This window comes from Tenacibaculum sp. MAR_2010_89 (assembly GCF_900105985.1).
Taxonomy (GTDB): Bacteria; Bacteroidota; Bacteroidia; order Flavobacteriales; family Flavobacteriaceae; genus Polaribacter; species Polaribacter halocynthiae.
Genome location: NZ_FNUB01000005.1, coordinates 2,885,316 through 2,904,789 on the forward strand (window position 1 = coordinate 2,885,316; position 19,474 = coordinate 2,904,789).

15 protein-coding genes are annotated in these 19,474 nt (G+C 27.8%); 7 read left to right on the top strand and 8 right to left on the bottom strand.

Annotation, left to right across the window (positions count from 1 at the left end; genetic code table 11):
* Window positions 1–29 precede the first annotated feature (29 nt).
* From BLV71_RS16025 to BLV71_RS16050, 6 genes are all read right to left on the bottom strand, one after another.
* Window positions 30–1,205 (bottom strand): phenylacetate--CoA ligase family protein, encoded by a 1,176-nt coding sequence (locus BLV71_RS16025; RefSeq protein WP_093871524.1) that lies wholly within the window; start codon window positions 1,203–1,205, stop codon window positions 30–32.
* Between the two features lie 14 nt (window positions 1,206–1,219).
* Window positions 1,220–2,137 (bottom strand): glycosyltransferase family 2 protein, encoded by a 918-nt coding sequence (locus BLV71_RS16030; protein WP_093871525.1) that lies wholly within the window; start codon window positions 2,135–2,137, stop codon window positions 1,220–1,222.
* Window positions 2,138–3,400, bottom strand: a complete 1,263-nt coding sequence (locus BLV71_RS16035) for a hypothetical protein (protein ID WP_093871526.1) — start codon at window positions 3,398–3,400, stop codon at window positions 2,138–2,140.
* A 10-nt stretch (window positions 3,401–3,410) separates the two neighbouring features.
* Window positions 3,411–4,226 (bottom strand): hypothetical protein, encoded by an 816-nt coding sequence (locus tag BLV71_RS16040; RefSeq protein WP_093871527.1) that lies wholly within the window; start codon window positions 4,224–4,226, stop codon window positions 3,411–3,413.
* Between the two features lie 240 nt (window positions 4,227–4,466).
* Window positions 4,467–5,111 (bottom strand): hypothetical protein, encoded by a 645-nt coding sequence (locus BLV71_RS16045; RefSeq protein WP_093871528.1) that lies wholly within the window; start codon window positions 5,109–5,111, stop codon window positions 4,467–4,469.
* Between the two features lie 195 nt (window positions 5,112–5,306).
* Window positions 5,307–10,802, bottom strand: a complete 5,496-nt coding sequence (locus BLV71_RS16050; protein WP_093871529.1) for an alpha-2-macroglobulin family protein — start codon at window positions 10,800–10,802, stop codon at window positions 5,307–5,309.
* A 118-nt stretch (window positions 10,803–10,920) separates the two neighbouring features.
* On the opposite strand from BLV71_RS16050, the gene BLV71_RS16055 reads away from it, so the two are divergent.
* From BLV71_RS16055 to BLV71_RS16065, 3 genes are read left to right on the top strand one after another with little or no spacing between them, the layout of a single operon-like run.
* Entirely contained in the window at window positions 10,921–11,502 is a 582-nt protein-coding gene (locus BLV71_RS16055; protein ID WP_093871530.1) for a MiaE family protein, read from the top strand.
* 49 nt (window positions 11,503–11,551) lie between these two features.
* Window positions 11,552–11,989 carry a DUF4268 domain-containing protein gene (locus BLV71_RS16060; RefSeq protein ID WP_093871531.1) on the top strand — a complete coding sequence of 146 codons (438 nt, stop codon included), beginning with the start codon at window positions 11,552–11,554 and terminating at the stop codon, window positions 11,987–11,989.
* A 9-nt stretch (window positions 11,990–11,998) separates the two neighbouring features.
* Window positions 11,999–12,469: a CAP domain-containing protein gene (locus tag BLV71_RS16065; RefSeq protein WP_255405239.1), complete on the top strand. Its 471-nt coding sequence runs from the start codon at window positions 11,999–12,001 to the stop codon at window positions 12,467–12,469.
* A 9-nt stretch (window positions 12,470–12,478) separates the two neighbouring features.
* Here BLV71_RS16065 and BLV71_RS18755 read toward each other — a convergent pair whose 3' ends face one another.
* Complete coding sequence (locus tag BLV71_RS18755; protein ID WP_218131775.1) at window positions 12,479–13,429, bottom strand: C1 family peptidase; 951 nt, start codon at window positions 13,427–13,429, stop codon at window positions 12,479–12,481.
* A gap of 112 nt (window positions 13,430–13,541) precedes the next feature.
* A complete protein-coding gene (locus BLV71_RS16075; protein WP_093871532.1) occupies window positions 13,542–13,877 on the bottom strand; it encodes a DUF4870 domain-containing protein in 336 nt (111 codons plus the stop codon).
* Window positions 13,878–13,975: 98 nt separating this feature from the next.
* Here BLV71_RS16075 and mnmE point away from each other — a divergent pair, with 98 nt between their 5' ends.
* From mnmE to BLV71_RS16095, 4 genes are all read left to right on the top strand, one after another.
* A complete protein-coding gene (gene mnmE, locus BLV71_RS16080; RefSeq protein WP_093871533.1) occupies window positions 13,976–15,370 on the top strand; it encodes a tRNA uridine-5-carboxymethylaminomethyl(34) synthesis GTPase MnmE in 1,395 nt (464 codons plus the stop codon).
* Window positions 15,371–16,085: 715 nt separating this feature from the next.
* Entirely contained in the window at window positions 16,086–16,301 is a 216-nt protein-coding gene (locus BLV71_RS16085; RefSeq protein ID WP_093871534.1) for a helix-turn-helix transcriptional regulator, read from the top strand.
* On the top strand, window positions 16,298–17,356 hold the full coding sequence (locus tag BLV71_RS16090) for a DNA cytosine methyltransferase (protein WP_093871535.1): 1,059 nt from the start codon (window positions 16,298–16,300) through the stop codon (window positions 17,354–17,356). Before BLV71_RS16085 ends, BLV71_RS16090 begins: the two co-directional genes overlap by 4 nt.
* Entirely contained in the window at window positions 17,340–19,466 is a 2,127-nt protein-coding gene (locus BLV71_RS16095) for a sensor histidine kinase (RefSeq protein ID WP_093871536.1), read from the top strand. Before BLV71_RS16090 ends, BLV71_RS16095 begins: the two co-directional genes overlap by 17 nt.
* Window positions 19,467–19,474: the final 8 nt, after the last annotated feature.

Genomic DNA, 19,474 nt, shown 5'->3' on the forward strand with positions numbered 1-19,474 from the left:
TACTTCTCTTCATTTAATTCTAAAAAAAATTACTCTCTAAAATCAATAACAATTGGCGTTTTAGAAGTTGTATTATTTATATATAAATCAGATTCGCTTACAAAAGCCACAGTGATATTTATTTTTTCTGGGTTGACTTGGAAAATTTGTTGTAATTTTTCTTCAACTAGATGATAAATTTCATTAAGTTCGGAATCTTTTGTATTTGTTTTTATTAATAAAAACTTCACATCAACTTGTGCCTCTGAATTAAAAAATAGTTGAATTTGAAAACGGTCAACTTCATTAAAAAGCCAATCAAAATCATTTATAAAATATGCTTCAGCATCAACTGAAAATGATTTAGACTCTCTAGATATTAATGTTAAAATTCGTTTATTCCCTTCTTCTTTTATAGTTCCTACATCTCCCATCTTATATCTAAAAACTGGAAACCTTTTCCTTAATAAATTAGTTACCACTACCGTTCCGTTTCCATTATTATCTGGATTTTCTACTTCTACAATTATATCATCCAATATATGAAATGACATTGGTTTTTTTGAATAATTTGACCAACCCCATATACCAGTTTCTGCTGAGCCATATAACGAATAAATTTGCTGAGCTCCAAATGCTTTTTTTAGAAGAACCACTTGAGATGCTAATAGAAACTCACCAGCATACATTATATTTTTTATAACTAATTGCAAATTATTATCAAGTACATACTTTGCAAAAAGCACCAGTTTTGATGGTGTTCCCATTACTATGTTCCCATTGAACTGTAATGCACTATTGTATACTAGTTTAAAAGATGAAGACGCTCCTAAAGAAATAGTTGTAGCATTACACTTTTCTAAAACATCATCTACAATAGCAGCTGTGCGATACATATCTTTATAACTAAATAAATTCAACGCTATGGTTTTAGATGAAAACATTCCAAATTTAACTAACTCTTTAGCTAGTAATTTACGTTGATATAAATTTTCTTCTATATCTACTGGAAAAATTAGCGGTTTAGCTGATGAACCTCCTGAACGTACTAAATACACCCCTTTTGATTCATCCTCTAGTTTGAATTTACTACTTAAAATTGTTCTTAAAGTATGTTTTTCCATAGGAAATACATCAGACATAGATTGAACATCATCATAATATTCTTTAAACAAAGAAGATTCTTTTACTATAGAAAAATGTTCCTTCAACTTATCGTTTATCATTATTCTCTTTAGTTTTAAAATTTGTGAAGAAAAAAGTAATGTATTTGATTTAAAAATATTTTTCTATACCTAATTATAAATTTTATTTTTTGAGATAATGAATTCAAACTAGACATTGCATGATTAATCCATCGTTTTGATACAACCCCTTTTAATCTTTTATCATAATACTCCTTACTATTCTTAAATCGGGTAAGCACTGGAGGATAATCAATTTCTTTCCAATGATTATACTTTTTTCTTGAAGCACTTCCTGGTACTTCTCTAACTTTTAAAAACTCTCCCATCAATAAACCAACAGTATTCCTCTCTTTAATTATCATTTTTTTTAACACTCGATACCAATAGTCTATTCCCTCATAAATAATAGGTTCTTCAATGTATTTAATTGATTCACCATACGTTTTTTTTAAAACTACGTTAGAGCCTAATAAGTAAAAATTTTGTGATGTAATTAATTTTAAAGGATTATTTATACGGTAAACATTAGGTTTTATTAATGTAAGTTCTTTTTTTAATTTATCAATTTTTGGATATACTCTATTACTTGGAAATAACTCAATTCCTAAAACTAAAAAATTAATGGTATGTAATGACATTACATTTATTGCTGTTTCTATCAAATTTTCTTTGTAAATATCATCTGCATCTAAAAAACTTACAATATCTCCAGTCGCTTTTGAAAATCCTATATTTCTAGCATATCCTATTCCATAATTTTTTTTTAGTTCAATCAATTCTACACGAATCCTTTTAAAACAAATTGGAGCTAGTTTTAAATAGTCTTTCACTATTTGTAAGCTATCATCCGTACTTTTATCATCAACGATAATTAATTCATAAGGTAACTTGCTTTGTACTGCTAAAGAATGTAATGTTTCTTTAATATATGCAGCTTTATTATATAATGGAATTATAATTGAGAACCTCATTTATTTCATTCTTATAGCACTTGGTAATACATAAGCTCCACTGTGGACATTAATAATACTTTGTTTTGATCCTCTATAAACGCCTAATCCAAATGAATTTTCATTGTAAGCTAATAACATACCAACAATATTTATTTCTTCAATACTTTTATCATTTTCTATAGAAAACTTTTTTTGTGGTATATATTCTTGGACCATGTATTCACTCCATTTTTCATTAATTATTTTTCTCCAAGTATCTGAACTACATTCATTTTTAACAAACATGTCAAGTCCTCTACCTCCACTACTTTTTTTAAGTACCCAGTTAGCATTAGAGTTAATTAGTTGGTCTCTGATTATTTCTAAATCTAGAGTATAAGACGGGATAAGGTATTTTTTTAAAAAATTATAGTCTTCACTGTTTACATACCTTCTCATTATTTGCTCATCATATAAAGCTGCTAATACTTTTTTATCATGAATTAAAATAATTGAACGTACATCATTTATACATTTTTTAGATCGTATTAACGCTTTTAAAACTGAAGGCTTTAATTGCTTTAGTTCTTCCCTATCCATTTCAAGAATAAACTGAGTAGCTTCTTTAGTTTCAAAGATCAATTTACCTTCAACAACTTCAAAATCATTAGGTGAAACATCTTTAATAGTAAAACCTAGTTTAAGTAACTCATTAAACATTAAATATGCTTCAGTTCCTTTTTCTTTATTATGCACATAATATAGTGTTTCTGTTATGTCAAAATCATTTGACAAATTTGTAATAAACCCTAACTGTTCATCGATAGAATCCCATTCAGTACCTTCTTTTGGTTTTAGTTCATTTAATATCTCATTTACATAGTAACTAATCATCCAACCATTAATAGGATATCTACACCCTATTTCACAAATTTTTGGTACTCCTGACATATCAAAAACTAAATCTGGACGATACATACCTACTTTGTATGGTATTGAATATGCTTCTACTAATATATCTTCTAATTCTTTATCTAACTGATACAATTCCTGTATCCTTTCATCATTAAAATAATTTAGAACTATCTTTTCAAAAACATCATTCAATAAGTTTGTTAATCTTGAAAACTCTACTTTTGAATTAGAGCTCATTACAACTGGAACATTTTTAAATAATTTTGTATCATGAGATAGCGTTCCTAAATGTTTTTTTAGTAACTGATTAAATTTTAATGCATCAACTCCTACCTTAGAAATATCCCAAGTTTTTTCTTCCTTTTTATTAACCTTATCTTCAATCATCTAAATTATTTTAAAAAGTGTATTCTTGAGAAAGTTCTTTATTTAAAACTCCCATTACCTCAGATTTTAAATGTAAATAGTCTTCTATTGTTTGTTTTAAATCATAATTATTTACATCTATTTCAAAAGCCTTCGCATAAGAATTAACCGCATCTACAGCATGAAAAAAATGATTTTTCTCAGTTGGACCACAATGAACACGAATCCATGCAAGAGCACTGTCTATTTCTGACTCAGTTAAACGTCCTTCATCTTGCAACCAATTTTCAAATAGAGGAATGATAAATTCAACTTCACCATGTGTATAAATTTCATGTACTAAAGTTGTTAATAACCCTACCATAATATCTTTATTACGTAACGAATTTTTATCTTTCCAAGCCTTAAATGCTATCGCTTCTTTATTTAAAAATGTATTAGACAACCAAGAATCATCGCCTGAAATACTTGTTGCCATATTATAAAATAATTTAGAGTGTAATACTCTACCTACCACTGCTAAATCTTCATCAACAATTCTATTTAAACTTGATACTGATTTAAATAAATCATGTTCACTTTTTACTTCTTGATTTTTATGAATAATCATGGTCATACGATTACTTAAACCTGCAACTGTCATTGCACTATTATTCGTTTGACTCCAACTCTTAAAAAAAGTATTTAGTACTTCTTTATTTTGTTTTTGGGATGTAAATTCTTTAAAAGATTCTTCTATAACTGAAAAATTTTCTTCTTGTAAGGGAAAATAAGTAGATAACTGAGTTTTTAAGTGAGAACTCTCCATTTGATCTATTACAGGAGAAATAATTGAAATTAAGTTCATAATAAGTACGTTTTAAATTTTAGTTAGTTTTCTCTATTAAATAGCCTTACATACAACTATTTTATAATCATACTGCTAGTTTAAGAATTATACGTACTCTTTTCTTTTAAAAAACTCTAGACGTTTAAAATTCAGGTATAAGAGAGCGTTATTTTTAGTTATTAAAAACAAAAAGAGGTTAAAATCATAAATTGACTTAACCTCTTTTATTATTTCTTTAATAAAACTAATATACTTACGTTATGACGTTTTACCTGTTTTTAAATATTTTATTGCATTTTCAATAGATCTGTCTCTAGCTTTAATAAGTGTCTTGGTAAAATCAAAAAAGAACACCGAACTTTCACCTGTTGATTCAAATTCTAAAACTTGTTTCATAGCCTTTACATCGTAAATAACTACAGTAACACTTACTGTACAAAACTCAGTTGAATTATGGGTTCCCATTGCCCCTGGACCAAACCCCGGAGAATAACTAGAACTAACATAATTATCAATTGTAACACCTTTTAAATACAATAAATATTTTTTATCTGTTTTAGTTAAAAGATTATTAATTATATCATTATTTTTTTTGCTATATCCTTCAGAAAGTGCCTTCCATTTATCACTTAAATCTATAACTAAATTGGTATATAAATTACTACTATTTAACGATGATTTAAAATCGTTAGCAAACGATTTTAAAAACACTTCATTACTCTCGTAATTTTTCTTAAATGTTTTTTTAAAACTATTTACAGTTACTTCTTTATTTGCAACAATTAGCATTGATTCAGATTTCAACACCTTTTCCGTTTTATGTATGTTGTTTATGAAATGTTTAGTTGGAATACAGGAAACTAATGAGATTAATACAAAAATGTATATTACTTTTTTTAACATAGCTTAGTTATTTTAAATTTAAGGCGGCAAATATATAACTCAAGGTATTATTTCACAACACCTATTTTATTTTCCTTTTCAAACCATATTGATTTTCTTTACTTTAAAATTAAAAAAACAAGGTTTATCTAATCATAAACCATGTTTTTTATTTAATTATAATTCACAAATTAAAAAGAAAATATTCTTATTTATTTACTTCATAACTTTAACCCATTGTCCTTTATTACGAGCTATATAGTCATTGTCATACATTGCTTCTACTTGAATACCTGGTAAATAATACTCTCCTAAATAAGAAGCATTCAACAGTACTCTAAACGTTTTAGTTTCAAATTTATTTAAGGTAAAATAATTACTAATGCTTGCATCTCTAATATCTGTATAATCAACTTTTGATGAATTAGTATTGTTTCCAAAATCTGTGAAACGAGTATTTATAATTTCCCAACCTGATGGTATAAATTGTGTTAAAGCTACATTTTCAACTTTCTCATTAGTTGAATTTCTTACAGATACTTCTGCAACAAAATTAGTTCCTTGAGACAAACTATTTGGCTCAACTTTAACTCCTTCTTTTGATTTATAAACTACTGTTGCTTCTAAATTTTTTTGAACAACTTTCTCTTCACCAACTGGTAAAATTCCTTTATTAAAAACTCTTACATATAAAACTCCTTTATTTTTATTCGATACTTTTAATTTATTATCTTTTTGCAAGCCAACTAAATCTTTAATAAACAATGCTTTGGATGTGTTTATTTTTTCTATGTTGTTATTAAATGAGTAACTAGCATTAATACCTGAACTTTCTCCATTTTGAAGCGCATATTGGCTTATTGCTAATAAACTATATGAAGTTGTTTGTGTACTCATCCAATTTTCACTAGATAAAGTTTCAGCAATTTCTTTAGCTAATTTAATTGCTTTTGTTTCCTCATTTAATAATGTATAGGTTTCTAAAGCCATTGCCTTATTTCTAGTTTCTGAACCATAATTATAGTAATACCTCTTAGAGTAATTTTGAGATGACAAACTATTTAAGATCAATTTTGCTATCGATTTTTTACCTAATAAAGCATAAGCTGCCGCTAATCTCATTTTAGCTTCATTAGAAATAGAATTGGTTTCTCTTAAACGATTCATTGATGCTAAATCAGGGCTATTTGCTAAACTCAAAGTGTATAATCGGTATGCTTGTGTTAAAGCATTATTATAATATCTTGAATTATTTCTCCAATTTCTTGATTCTTGTTTTTGGTATTCAATCCATTTTGACCTAAATCCAATAGGTAATACATATCCTTTTTTAGCAGCTTCAATCATAAAGTGCCCTGCATAAGATGTTCCCCAACTATTTGCATTACCACTTCCTTGCCAATAAGATAAACCTCCATTTGATAATTGAAAGTTTGATAAACGCTGAATTGTTGCTTTTATGTTTCTTTCTATTGATTGTTTTTTCTCTACTGGTAGTTCAAATATTTCAGAAAGAAATAATTGAGGAAAAGCACTGGAAGTAGTTTGCTCAACACATCCATGTGGATATTGAATTAAATACCCCATACGTTTTGTAAAATTCATTGGTGGTAATGTAGACAATTCTATACCAACAGCATTTGTTCCTTGAGTTCCAAAAGTTGAAAAATTTATTTCACTTTGCTCGTTTGATTTTAAAATCAAATCTTTGACTTCTGTTGTTACAGGGTTTGGATTTAACACATCTATTTCTACTTCGTAAGATGCTTTTTCATTTCCAGAACTAGCTTCAATATTTACCTTACCTATACCTTTAAAATCATTAACTTTTAACGTAAAATATGCCATTTTTTCATCAGGCTGATTAAACGTAACAGTTTGTGTTTTGTCTCCAATAATAGTATAAGATTCATTAGGCTTCACTGTTACCTTTACTTTTTTTACTGAAGGTTTCATTGCAAATACAGTAACTGGTAAAGTAACTGTTTCTTTTGGTGTTATTTTACGAGGTAATGAAGCTAAAATCATTACGGGTTTACGAACAAAAGAAGTTTTTTCATCACTACCGTATGCTTCCTTTTTTATATCAGTTGCAACAACCATTGCACGAACAGAACCAACATATTTGGGTATTTTTACCACATGTTCCTTAGTATCTCCTTTTTCTAAATGAAAAGGCCCCAGATAAACAACCATAGGTTTAAACCTATTTGCTTTTTTGTTTTTACTACCAGCTTCAGCTTCATCTCCTCCTATACTTAATATTTGATTTACCTTACCTCCATAAGCACCTACCACATCATCAAAAATATCCCATGTTTTTACACCTAATGATTGACGTGCATAAAAAGTACTCCATGGATTAGGCGTTTTAAAACGTGTTAAATCTAACAAACCATCATCTACTAAAGCAATTGTATATGTCATTGCTTTCCCTTTTTTCTCTTTTACTTTAATTGTAGCTACTGATTCTGGTCGTAATTCATCAGCTATACTAATCTCTGGTTCTAATTTTGTAGCTGGATCATTTACCAACATTGGTATTGATCCATACATTCTTATTGGTAAATCATTTACTGTTTGACTATGTTTTTGTAACAATGATATATTTACAAAAACATTAGGTGTATAATTAGCTAACACTGGAAAACTAAATTCAGTTTGCTTAGCTTTTGTTTCTACCCAAAAATTATCTAATACTTCAACACCATTTTCAATGGTAATTAAAGCTCTTCCCCCTTCAGATGAGGGAAACTTTACTGTGGCTGTTTCATTTACTTGATACGATTCTTTATCTGTTGTAAATACCAACATCGTAGCATTTGTTTTGTCTTGACTTCCTTTTTTCTTTCCATACCAAGAAGGCCAATCGAAATATGCAATATTTGATGTTACATGTTTACTTTTTTTATCTCTTACTTTTATTAAATAACGCCCCCAATCACCTTCATCAACTTTTAAATCAAAAGAACCTTTACCAGTTGCATTCGTTTTTACCTGTAACGTTTTGTATGGTTGATGATAACGAGTTCCATCGTAATTCGAAAGTCCATTATCAGATGTGCTCCACCACCATCTCCACGACAATTTGTACACCTTTACTTCTAGATTATTTCTAATACCTACTCCTAAATCATTAACTGAAGCTACATTAAACGTATACTTTTCATCTGTAAACAAATAATTTCTAGACTGTTGCTCTTCTGCATTTAATAACCCAACATACGAAGTATATGGTGATACTTTTTTAGAAAATACATCGGTACTAAAATCACCTCCATTTTCATACACTTTAGTTATAAAACTGGCTTTTAACATCCCTGGAGCTTTATTAGCCAATCTCGGTTTTACTGAAAAAGTTGTTTTTCCTTCATTGTTTAAAACTCCTTTTAAAACTTTGAATTCTTCCGTACCAAATCTTCTAGTAATATCATCAAACTTATAATTTGAATACTTAGGAAAAGCTGTTACTGTTTGAGTAAATTTCCCATTAATGTCTAACTTTAAATTTCTAGCAATGGCACCATGCAACCACTTTACTTCCACATCTCCATCAATAGATGTATTCGCCTTAATAAAATCTGCTTTTGTATTTAACTTAATTTTTAAACGGTTAGGCTTAATTGTTTCTATTTTTAAATTTTTATTAAAAACCGCCCCACCTACACTTACTCTTAACTTCCAATTTCCTGTTATTGCATCTCTATTAGTTTTAGGAGAATACGCATACACATTTTTGGGAATTTTAAATAATATTTTACGTTCAGTAATTTTCCCTTGCGGATTAATCAACTCAAATTTTATTGGATGTTTTTCTGGAATTGGATTCGCATTATCATTTAAAACAAAAGTTAAAAATAATTGATCTCCTGGTCTCCAAACTCCTCTTTCTCCATAAATATATCCCTTAATTCCCTTTTGAAGTTTCACTCCTGAAACATCAAACTTACTCATTGACAATGAATTTCCGTCATTCAGTTTAATATAGGTAGTATTATTATTTTTAGTTACAACAGCAAAAAAAGCATTGGTTATACCTTCAATTTTTACTATTCCTTCTTTATCTGTTGTTGTTTCAATAACTGGTTGCTGCTGTAAATTATATAACGTTACCTTAGCTCCTTCAACTGGCTTAGTTGTTAATAAATCAGTCACAGCAATAAAAGTTGTATTATTGTTTCCTTTTTTAACTATTACACCCAAATTAGTAGCTAAAATATTTGTGCTAATATTTTTATTATAAAAATAGGATTCAGTACAAGGATTTTTTCTATCACTCCAACGATAGCTACGATAATTATCATTATAATAGTTAGGATTATCGAACGCCTTAGTATTTACTTCTTTTTTACCATAAACTATTGTAGTTGTTGAAAGTGTTTCATCACAAGTGTAATTTGAATATTCTTTTTTAAATGAAAGCTCTACCCTATACATTGCTCCATTTTCAACAGTAATAATTTCTGCTAAATCTATAGCAAAGGCATTTTCTTTAGTCAAATCAACACCTTGATTTGTTAAGTTTACAGTATAACTTGCTACTGGCCTTCCTACATAACGTAAATTACCTTTATTACTTAGGTTGTTATATTGTAAAAACTGTAATACATTATCTTTATATATTTTATAAATAGTTGCATCAACAGCTTTAAGGTTAACAGCTTTAAAGTTTATTTTTAAATTTTTTGAATTTGGTATAATTGTTCCACTTTTTATAAAACTTACAAGCGGATTTAATTGTTTAAAGTGTAATGTTTTACTATAACTTTCTTTTAAAGCATATCCGTCAATACTTTTAAGTCCTTTAAATATTTCAATATCAACTTTATTTTTAAATGCTGCTTTTGGATAGATTGTTACTATATTGTTATTAATAGCATACGTAAAATATCTTTTTTGAGTATTTACAAACTGAATAAGCCCTTTTAAATCTTGATTCTTCTTTATTGCATCAGAAAAACTAATCTCTATATGTTGTTTTTCAGTATCAACAACTTCAATATTTAATACTTTAAAGTTGTTCTTTCCTGTAATTGATAATTCTCTTTCTCCTTTAGATACTGAGTTAATTGCTTTACCATTCCATAAGACATTTATACTTTTATCATCTTCAAATCTTTTTAATTTATCAATTTTAAAAGTCGCTTTAGAAACAAACTCTTCTGAAGTATCAAACTTTATATCTGTGGCTTTTCCATTATAACTTGCACTCACTAACTCTGAAAGTTTTGAGCTTTCAATTACATCACTCGCTGTTAAAACTCCTTCAATATAATATTCATCTTTATTTAATACAGTTGGTGACTTTAATGCTACATTAAATAACAGTTTTTTTGTTTTAATTTTAACAGTAAAATCTTTCAGGTTACTATCAATACCATCGTATAGTTTTGATAAATGTAAGGTTACATTGTATTCTTGATTACTTTTTAACTTTTCAGAAGGAACAAAAGTTAATAAGTTGTCTTTTAAAACAACCGTCCCTTTTACTTTAGGTGTTATCGTAAAAACATCATTTTTTACATCAGCTACATTTGCTTTATTCTTTAATAAAAAATCTAAACTAGAAGTCGTCGATATTAAATTCTCAGGAAAAACTGAAACATATTCACTATAATCATGAACATTACTTGCTTTAGACTCGTTTTTTTTACATGATTGTACACCCAATACAAATACTAGTAAAATGATGATTTGATAGACTCTTTTCATATTAAAATAGTTCTTTTTCTTAAAAAATATTTGAAGTACTTCAAAGTTAGTTATTTTACTTCTTGTTTTAGTTAAAAAGAGCTTATATTTTTTACTTTTACACTTTCAAATTTAAATTATGCTTGGATTAAAATTCGATACTGAAACTTCATGGGTTGACGTTGCTAAAAATGGATTACAACAACTATTAACTGACCATGCTTTTGCTGAACAAAAAGCCGCTTCTAACGCTGTTTCGATTATTATAAATTATTCTGAAGAAACTGCACTTGTTAAGGATATGAGTGATATTGCTATTGAAGAGATGGAACACTTTAGAATGGTTCATAATATTATGATTGAACGTAATATGGTGTTAGGTCAAGGAACGAAAAATGATTATGCTTTAAAGCTTCAAAAGTTTTTTCCGCATACAGGGAAGCGTTCAGAAGCATTAGTACATAGATTATTAGTTGCTGCTTTAATTGAAGCTAGAAGTTGTGAACGTTTTAAAGTGTTTGCTGACAATTTGAAAGATGAACAACTTTCTAAATTTTATTTAGATTTGATGGTTTCTGAAGCTAATCATTATACCTTATTCTTAGGATATGCAAGAAAGTATATGGATAAGAATATTGTTGATAAAAAGTGGAATGATTTATTAGCATTTGAAGCTGAAATGATGAAAAATAGAGGTACTACTGCCAAAGTTCACGGATAATAGAGATACACGATAATTCAACAATTATTGAAAATTAATAACTCACATAATGTTTAGTAAAGAAGAATCTGCTCAATTAAGAAAAGAATTTTGGACTAGCTTTGGAAAATCTTTTCCAAGAAAATGGTTGTTATACAACACTAAAATAAAAGGATTTGCGTTTAAATTTCAAGCGGATAGAAAAAAAGCTTCTGTTTGCCTAGATTTTGAGCATCCTGAAGAAATAGCAAATGAGTTATTATATGATCAACTAATTTCATTAAAAAAAATACTTGAAACCGAGTACTTACCCGAAGTTATTTACAATGATAATTTTGAGTTAGATAATAGAAAAATAATTAGACGTATATATATTCCTTTTGAAAAAAAGTTTAGTATTCATAATAAGAACACTTGGAGAGATTGTTATGAGTTTTTTGTTGATACAATGACTGAATTTGAACTATTTTTTTATGAATATGAAGATTTTATTAAGCAAGCCATATAACTCGATATAATGAAGAAACCTTTTTTTAAGTTTAATATCCTATTACTAGCTGTTTTATTTTTTACTTGTTCATCAGATAAAATTTCAGATATAAATGATCAAGCAAATTCTTCTTTAGAAACTGAAATTTTATTATTAATTAACGATCATAGAGCTAGCTTAAATTTAAAAAAACTTGAAACACTAGCTGTTATAAAAACACAAACAAACAGTCATACTAAATATATGATTAAAAAAGGTAAAATATCACACGATAACTTTAATCAACGTGCTAATTATCTTCAAACAAATGCAAAAGCTACTAGCACTTCTGAAAACGTCGCTTCTGGATATTCTTCAGCAAAATCTGTAATTAAAGGCTGGTTAAATAGCACTGGTCATCGTAAAAATATTGAAGGCAATTATACTCATTTTAATATAACTGCTGCCCAAAACAATAAAGGAATTTGGTATTACACCAATATTTTCATGTATCAATAAAAACAAATTCTACCATCTAAAATATTTATTTTTTACTCGTACTTTTTTAATTATTAGTGCTTCTAAAGCAAAAATTTCATGGTAATCATAACTTATACGTTCATACCCTCCTACTCTCCATTGAGTTCCATATGAGTTTTTTATAATGAAACCTTCTTTATCATAACCAACAATGGCAACAGCATGGCCTCCATATTTATTTTTAGTATCAGTTATTTCCATCAATAGCTCACCCTTTACTATACGTTGATTAATATTTTGATATAAACCTTTAGCTACTGAATATTTAAGATAATTTCCACTTGCGCCTAATACTTTATATCCCACATCTGGTGTTATGGTATTAAATTTCCTAGAAGAAAAACTTTTCCAAGCATCTTGATATATCAGAGGATATGAAACAGGAATCGCTTTTATTCCATTACGCAATTGTTGTTTTATATATTCTATATCCTTTGCTTTCTTAGCATCTAAATATTCATAGTCAGTGACAAAAACCCTAGCCTTTTTCTTATATTTTGTAACCAATGTAAATAAGCCAACTTCGCCTTCATATAAATATTTAGAAAACTGAGTTTCATTCATTTCTCTAGCTCTTTCATAATCTAAATTATATGGCAAATATTTCTCTTCAATAACTCCATCCTTTTTTAAAGATTCAGGGTAAAACTTTAAAAAATGCCCTCTTTTAACTGCAGTTTTACCATCATACTGATATCCTTTTTGGAATGCATATAAATACTTCTCACTTAAATCTTTTGATACATTAGGAAATGTTTCTAAAGCCGCTGCAATAGCAAATGCTGTACAAGTATATTTTACCCCTTGGTGTTTAACTGGTGATTGACTTTTCCAATGAACTAATGGAAGAGATCTACTTATTTTAGTAAAATCTGTATTTTGAGAAAATGTAATTCCTACCAATAAAAGTAAACATAGAGTACATGTATATCTCTTCATAGTTTATTGTTTTTTAAGATAGTACGCCAAATATACAATAACTACATTTTTATATAAAAGTGAAAAACACCCTAAATTAGGGTGTTTTTTCGTTGATTTATTTTTTATTTTTTTATAAAAACTTAATACTAAAAGGATAACTTGGTTCTTCATTATTACTTGCTTTAATAGCATTTAGTATCGGGAAAATAATATACGCAGCTCCTATTACTAAAAAGCCAAGTAAGCCCAAACCAAAAAATAACACTAAAGGAATACATATTAACAAATATAGAAACATAGTTATTCTAAAGTTTAAAATAGCTTTACCATGTTCATCCATATGTAAAATTTCATCCTTTTTTACAGCCCATATAATAAGAGGAACAATGAATCCTCCGATTCCTGTTACAAAATCTAATAATTGACTTAAATGGGTTAACACTAATAATTGATTATTTCTTTTCATATGTATATAGAGGTTGATTGTATAAATAAGACGCTTAACATGCAGTTTTGTTACAAAAAGTAAATTTATATCTCTATTTTACTATGTATATTTGCACCATGATTGAAAACGATACCATTATTGCTTTAGCTACTCCAGCAGGTGTTGGAGCCATTGCTATAATTAGACTTTCTGGGGAAAAATCTATTGAAATTGCCGATACTTTTTTCAAATCGGTTAAGAAAGTTAAATCGCTACGTACCCAAAAATCTCATACACTACATTTGGGACATATTGTAAATAATGATCGTGTTATTGATCAAGTATTAGTTTCTATTTTTAAAAATCCACATTCTTATACGGGTGAAAACGTAGTAGAAATTTCATGTCATGGATCAAGTTTTATTCAGCAAGAAATCATTCAACTATTTTTACAAAATGGGTGTAGAATGGCTGATAATGGTGAATTTACCATGCGTGCTTTTTTAAATGGAAAAATGGATTTAAGTCAGGCAGAAGCAGTTGCTGATGTTATTGCTTCAAATTCTGCAGCTTCCCATCAAATGGCTATTCAACAAATGCGTGGTGGAATTACCAATGAATTAAAAGAATTACGTGGTCAATTATTAGATTTTGCTGCCTTAATTGAATTAGAACTCGATTTTTCAGGTGAAGATGTTGAATTTGCCGACCGAACTAAATTTAAAGAACTTGTTTCAAAAATTACGTTTGTACTAAAGCGATTAATTGATTCTTTTGCTTTTGGAAATGCAATGAAAAATGGGATTCCAGTTGCAATAATAGGGGAACCTAATGTTGGAAAATCAACACTTTTAAATGTTTTATTAAACGAAGAAAAAGCCATTGTTTCTGACATTGCAGGTACTACTCGTGATGCCATTGAAGATGAAGTTATTATTGACGGAGTTGCTTTTCGTTTTATCGATACTGCTGGTATTCGTGAAACTGAAGATGTTGTTGAAAATATTGGTATAAAAAAGGCGTATGAAAAAGCAGAAAACGCTCAATTAATTATTTTCTTAATCGATTCAAATAAATTTTCTTATTCTAGTGATTTATTTTTAAAGGAAATTGAAACTATCAAAGAGCGTTTTCCAAATAAACGTTTACTAGTAATTGCAAATAAAATTGACACATTATCGTGTCATGACTCTTCTATTTTACAATCAGAAATTGAGCATTTAATTTTATTGTCTGCAAAACAAAAAACTGGAATTGATGAACTAAGAAATGAGTTAACTTCCTTAGTAAATACTGGAGCTTTAAGTAATAATGAAACTATTGTTACAAATTCCCGTCATTTTGAAGCTTTAAACAATGCGTTAATAGCTATTACTTCTGTACAACAAGGTATTGACTTAGAAATTTCTACCGATTTATTTTCTATTGATATTCGTGAGTGTTTACGTCATTTAGGAAATATAACTGGTGAGTATGATGTTGATAAAGATATTTTAGGGCACATTTTTGGGAATTTCTGTATCGGGAAGTAATAAAAGAAAACAAAGGAAATCAAAAGAAACAAAACCATTTTAATCAACACTTTAAGTCATTTTTTTTAGGATAGATGCTGTGGTAGAAACAAATCTTTAGGGCCAATAAAAATAGAAGAATTTTTCAGTTAGAAAAAAATAAACTTTACAGAAGAGTATAGATTTAAAGATTGTATAAGTATTTTAACACTCCCTTTTGATTTTTACATAAAAAAATACAATTTACTAATAGAGTTTGATGGTTAGCAACACTTCAAGCCACAAACAACCTTTGGGGGAAAAATCAAATTTAAAAAAGAAATTCAAAGAGATATAATTAAAAAAAAGTACGCTTTTGAAAAGAAAATAAACCTACTTAGAATATCTTATACCGAATTAAGTAGAACTAATAATATTATAATAAATACAATTAAGCTTATAGAAAACAAAGAGGAAGTATTTATTAATTCAGATTCTAAAATTGTAAAAAAATATAATGATGTATACATTGATTTTCATAAATAAAAAATTGTACTAATTCTAGATATTGATTTATTTAATTATCATGATAGCCTTATCTCATTCGAACTTCGCAAAATCTTCACTAAGTCACATTCGTTCCTTAACTCAAATCTTTGCTTGTCTCATTTCGTTAAGGCTATTAAAATATTTGAATATATATATATATATTGACACATTAAATCATATATTTGACATGTAATGCAAAAAATATTACATGTCAAACAAAAAGAACTACAATAGACTTAAAGTAGTTTTAACAGAAAAAAAGCAATCTAGTAGAGAATTAGCAAAAAAACTTAACTGTTCTGAATCTACTGTATCAAGATGGTGTACAAATGATGTACAGCCTAACTTAGAAACTTTATATAAAATCTCTCAATTTTTAAATATTGAAACAAGAGATTTAATTTCAATTAATAGAAATATATGAAAACTGCTATTGATATATTTAGTGGTGCTGGAGGCCTAAGTATTGGGGCTGAGATGGCAGGAATCCAAATTCATACTGCTATTGAAAATAATAAACATGCTGCTGAAACTTTTAAACATAACCATCCTAGCACTAAAGTTATTTGTAATGATATAACTAAGGTTAAATCTAAAGAACTACCAAAAAATCCATTTATCCTTTTTGGAGGTCCTCCATGTCAAGGATTTTCTATATCTAATACTAAAACTAGAAATACTGACAATAAGAATAATTCACTGTTTTTTGAGTTTATTAGACTAGTTGATGAAACTAAACCAAAATGGTTTGTTTTTGAAAATGTTGAAGGGTTTACATCTTTTAATAATGGTAAAGTTTTAAAAGAACTTGAAAGTAAATTCAATTCTTTAGGTTATAAAGTAGAACATAAAGTTTTAACTGCTTCGGATTATGGTGTCCCCCAAAATAGAAATAGATTTTTTATGGTAGGGAATAATCAAGGAATTACTTATGATTTTCCTGAAAAAGCACAAAAAAGAGTAACTGTAAAGCAAGCTATAAGTGATTTACCAAAACTCACTAATGGAGATAATATAGATAAACTACCATATAAAAAAGGTAGATGTAGTAATTATGCTAAACTAATGAGGACTAATTCGAAAGAGTCTAGTCAAAATCATTTATCAAGAAATAGAGAGTACGTAATAGAAAGGTACAAACACATATCTATAGGTGAAAACTGGAAAGCTATTCCTCCAGAGTTAATGGAGAATTATTCAAACACATCAAATTGTCATAGTGGTATATATAGAAGACTCCATCCTGAAAAGCCTTCAGTTGTAATAGCTAATTATAGAAAGAATATGTTAATTCATCCTTATCAAAATAGAGGTTTATCTATTAGGGAAGCTGCTAGAATTCAAAGTTTTCCTGATGATTTTATTTTCAAAGGAAGTTTATCCCATATTCAACAACAAATTGGAAATGCTGTGCCTCCATTATTGGCTAAAGCTATTTTTGATAAAATTATTAAGGTAGACAATGAGTACAAAAAATAAGAATACAATCAATTTTAACTTTGATATAAGTGCTTATAGATTACTAGGAAGAGAACTTATTACTGATAGAATAACAGCTTTATTTGAAATAGTAAAAAACTCTTACGATGCTAATGCTGATAATGTAACTATTAGTTTTGAGAACTTGATTCCTTATTCTAATACTAATTCTAAAATCATAATTAAAGATGATGGAATTGGAATGTCTTTAAGAGATTTAAAGAATAAATGGATGGTTATAGGTACCAGCGATAAAAGAAGAGAAAGAACTTCTCCTTCTCCTTATAATAGAAAAGTTGTTGGAAAAAAAGGAATAGGAAGATTTGCTGTCGATTTATTAGGTTCTAAATTAACTTTAAAAACTAAACAAGAAGGAAGTGATAAATGGATTTATTTAGAAACAGATTGGTCTAAATATGTTGAAATAGAAAACCAACAACTACTATTACCTTTTGAAGATAAAAAAGACTATTTTACTGATATTGAAAATAAATACTGGTTTGAAGATGCTAAAAAAGAGGAATATGGTACAACTCTTAAAATTGAAAGAATACAGGAATGGACTAATTATGATATTGAGCGTTCATATAATGAATTAACTAAACTAGTATCTCCAAACTTTAAAATACCTCCAAGGTATCCTTTTAATATTAAAATAAAATCTCCTTTTGAAAACTTTATTGATGTTAAAATAAAACCAAATGACGTTAAAGAACAATCTACTATTTCTATTGAATTATCATATGATGAGAAATCAAATACGCAACAAGTAATAAGAAATAATAATGGAGTTTTAGAAAAAATTAATGTGCCAAAAAAGAGTTTTGGTCTTGTAGATTTTACTTTTCATTATTTTGATTTAAAGGCTAAAAAAAATATTAAAAAGAATTCTACTGCAGATATTGATGGTATCAAAATTTATAGAGACGGAATTATTACTACTCCATTTGCTGAGTATGAAGATAAAGTCACTAAACAGAAGGATATAATTGGTATAGATAAAAGAAGATACTCTGGTTTTTTTGATAAAATTAGTAGTAGAGATTTATTAGGCTTTGTAGAACTTAAAGATGAAAAAAATCCTGATATAATTGAAGCTACAAATCGCCAAGGTTTTATTGAAAATAATGAATGGAGAGATTTAAAGGTTTTTATTATAGAACAAATTGAACAAGTAGAATTATCATTTAAAGACCAAAGAAATAAAGCTTCTGAAAAAACAAAATCCGAATTAGGCAATGCAAATAACTCTCTTAAAAACTTAAAAACATTAGTAAGTAATATAAAAAAAGAGGCTTCTCCAGTAGTAAAAGAACAATTAAAAACAGTTCAAATTGAATTGGGTAAATTACAAGGAACCGTTAGTAAAAGCATTAAAGACTATGTTCGTTTGGAAGAAGAAACTAAACAAAAAGAAAATTTATATTCTTCTTTAGTTTCATTACAAACCTATGCAGCAATGTTTTCTCATATGACAAAACATACTATTGGACATGTCATTAGACAAGCCGAATATTTTAGCAAATATTACCCTGACACTAGTAAAGACAGTAGATTTATGAGTATCTCAGGAAACATTTTTGAAGAATTTATTACTTTAAGAGATGGTGTTGATTTTATGCTGAAGTATGCAAAATCTGACACTGATGTAGAAGAAATTGATTTGAAAGATTTATTAGAAATTTTATTCAATAAAATATATAAAGATGTCTTTTTTCAAGAGAAAATTAAAATCCAATTAGATATTAAAAAGTCTATTATTCTAAATTACAATAGAAAAGCTATAGAAGATGTTTTTGATAACCTGATTAGTAATTCAATTAAAGCTCTAAAACATGAGGAGAATAAAAAAATAAAATGTAGTTCTGAAATACAAAAGGATAAACTAATCATTTATTTTTCAGATAATGGGATTGGTATAAATGAAGAAGACAAATATAAAATTTTTGACATATTTTTTACAAAGACATTTGATGATGGAGGGTCTGGCTTAGGGTTATACATGGTAAAAACTCGAATAGAATCTATGAAAGGTGATATTGAATTAATTGATAATGAATTTAAACCAACAGGAGCAACTTTTAAAATTGAATTACCGTTTAAGAAATAAAATTTAAA

Bases quoted from the DNA above. Each gene is read 5' to 3' on its own strand.
- BLV71_RS16050 (WP_093871529.1), bottom strand. From the start codon at position 10,802: ATGAAAAGAGTCTATCAAATCATCATTTTACTAGTATTTGTATTGGGT.
- BLV71_RS18755 (WP_218131775.1), bottom strand. From the start codon at position 13,429: ATGAAGAGATATACATGTACTCTATGTTTACTTTTATTGGTAGGAATT.
- BLV71_RS16035 (WP_093871526.1), bottom strand. From the start codon at position 3,400: ATGATTGAAGATAAGGTTAATAAAAAGGAAGAAAAAACTTGGGATATT.
- mnmE (WP_093871533.1), top strand. From the start codon at position 13,976: ATGATTGAAAACGATACCATTATTGCTTTAGCTACTCCAGCAGGTGTT.
- BLV71_RS16090 (WP_093871535.1), top strand. From the start codon at position 16,298: ATGAAAACTGCTATTGATATATTTAGTGGTGCTGGAGGCCTAAGTATT.
- BLV71_RS16055 (WP_093871530.1), top strand. From the start codon at position 10,921: ATGCTTGGATTAAAATTCGATACTGAAACTTCATGGGTTGACGTTGCT.
- BLV71_RS16060 (WP_093871531.1), top strand. From the start codon at position 11,552: ATGTTTAGTAAAGAAGAATCTGCTCAATTAAGAAAAGAATTTTGGACT.
- BLV71_RS16030 (WP_093871525.1), bottom strand. From the start codon at position 2,137: ATGAGGTTCTCAATTATAATTCCATTATATAATAAAGCTGCATATATT.
- BLV71_RS16045 (WP_093871528.1), bottom strand. From the start codon at position 5,111: ATGTTAAAAAAAGTAATATACATTTTTGTATTAATCTCATTAGTTTCC.
- BLV71_RS16065 (WP_255405239.1), top strand. From the start codon at position 11,999: ATGAAGAAACCTTTTTTTAAGTTTAATATCCTATTACTAGCTGTTTTA.
- BLV71_RS16095 (WP_093871536.1), top strand. From the start codon at position 17,340: ATGAGTACAAAAAATAAGAATACAATCAATTTTAACTTTGATATAAGT.
- BLV71_RS16085 (WP_093871534.1), top strand. From the start codon at position 16,086: ATGTCAAACAAAAAGAACTACAATAGACTTAAAGTAGTTTTAACAGAA.
- BLV71_RS16075 (WP_093871532.1), bottom strand. From the start codon at position 13,877: ATGAAAAGAAATAATCAATTATTAGTGTTAACCCATTTAAGTCAATTA.
- BLV71_RS16040 (WP_093871527.1), bottom strand. From the start codon at position 4,226: ATGAACTTAATTTCAATTATTTCTCCTGTAATAGATCAAATGGAGAGT.
- BLV71_RS16025 (WP_093871524.1), bottom strand. From the start codon at position 1,205: ATGATAAACGATAAGTTGAAGGAACATTTTTCTATAGTAAAAGAATCT.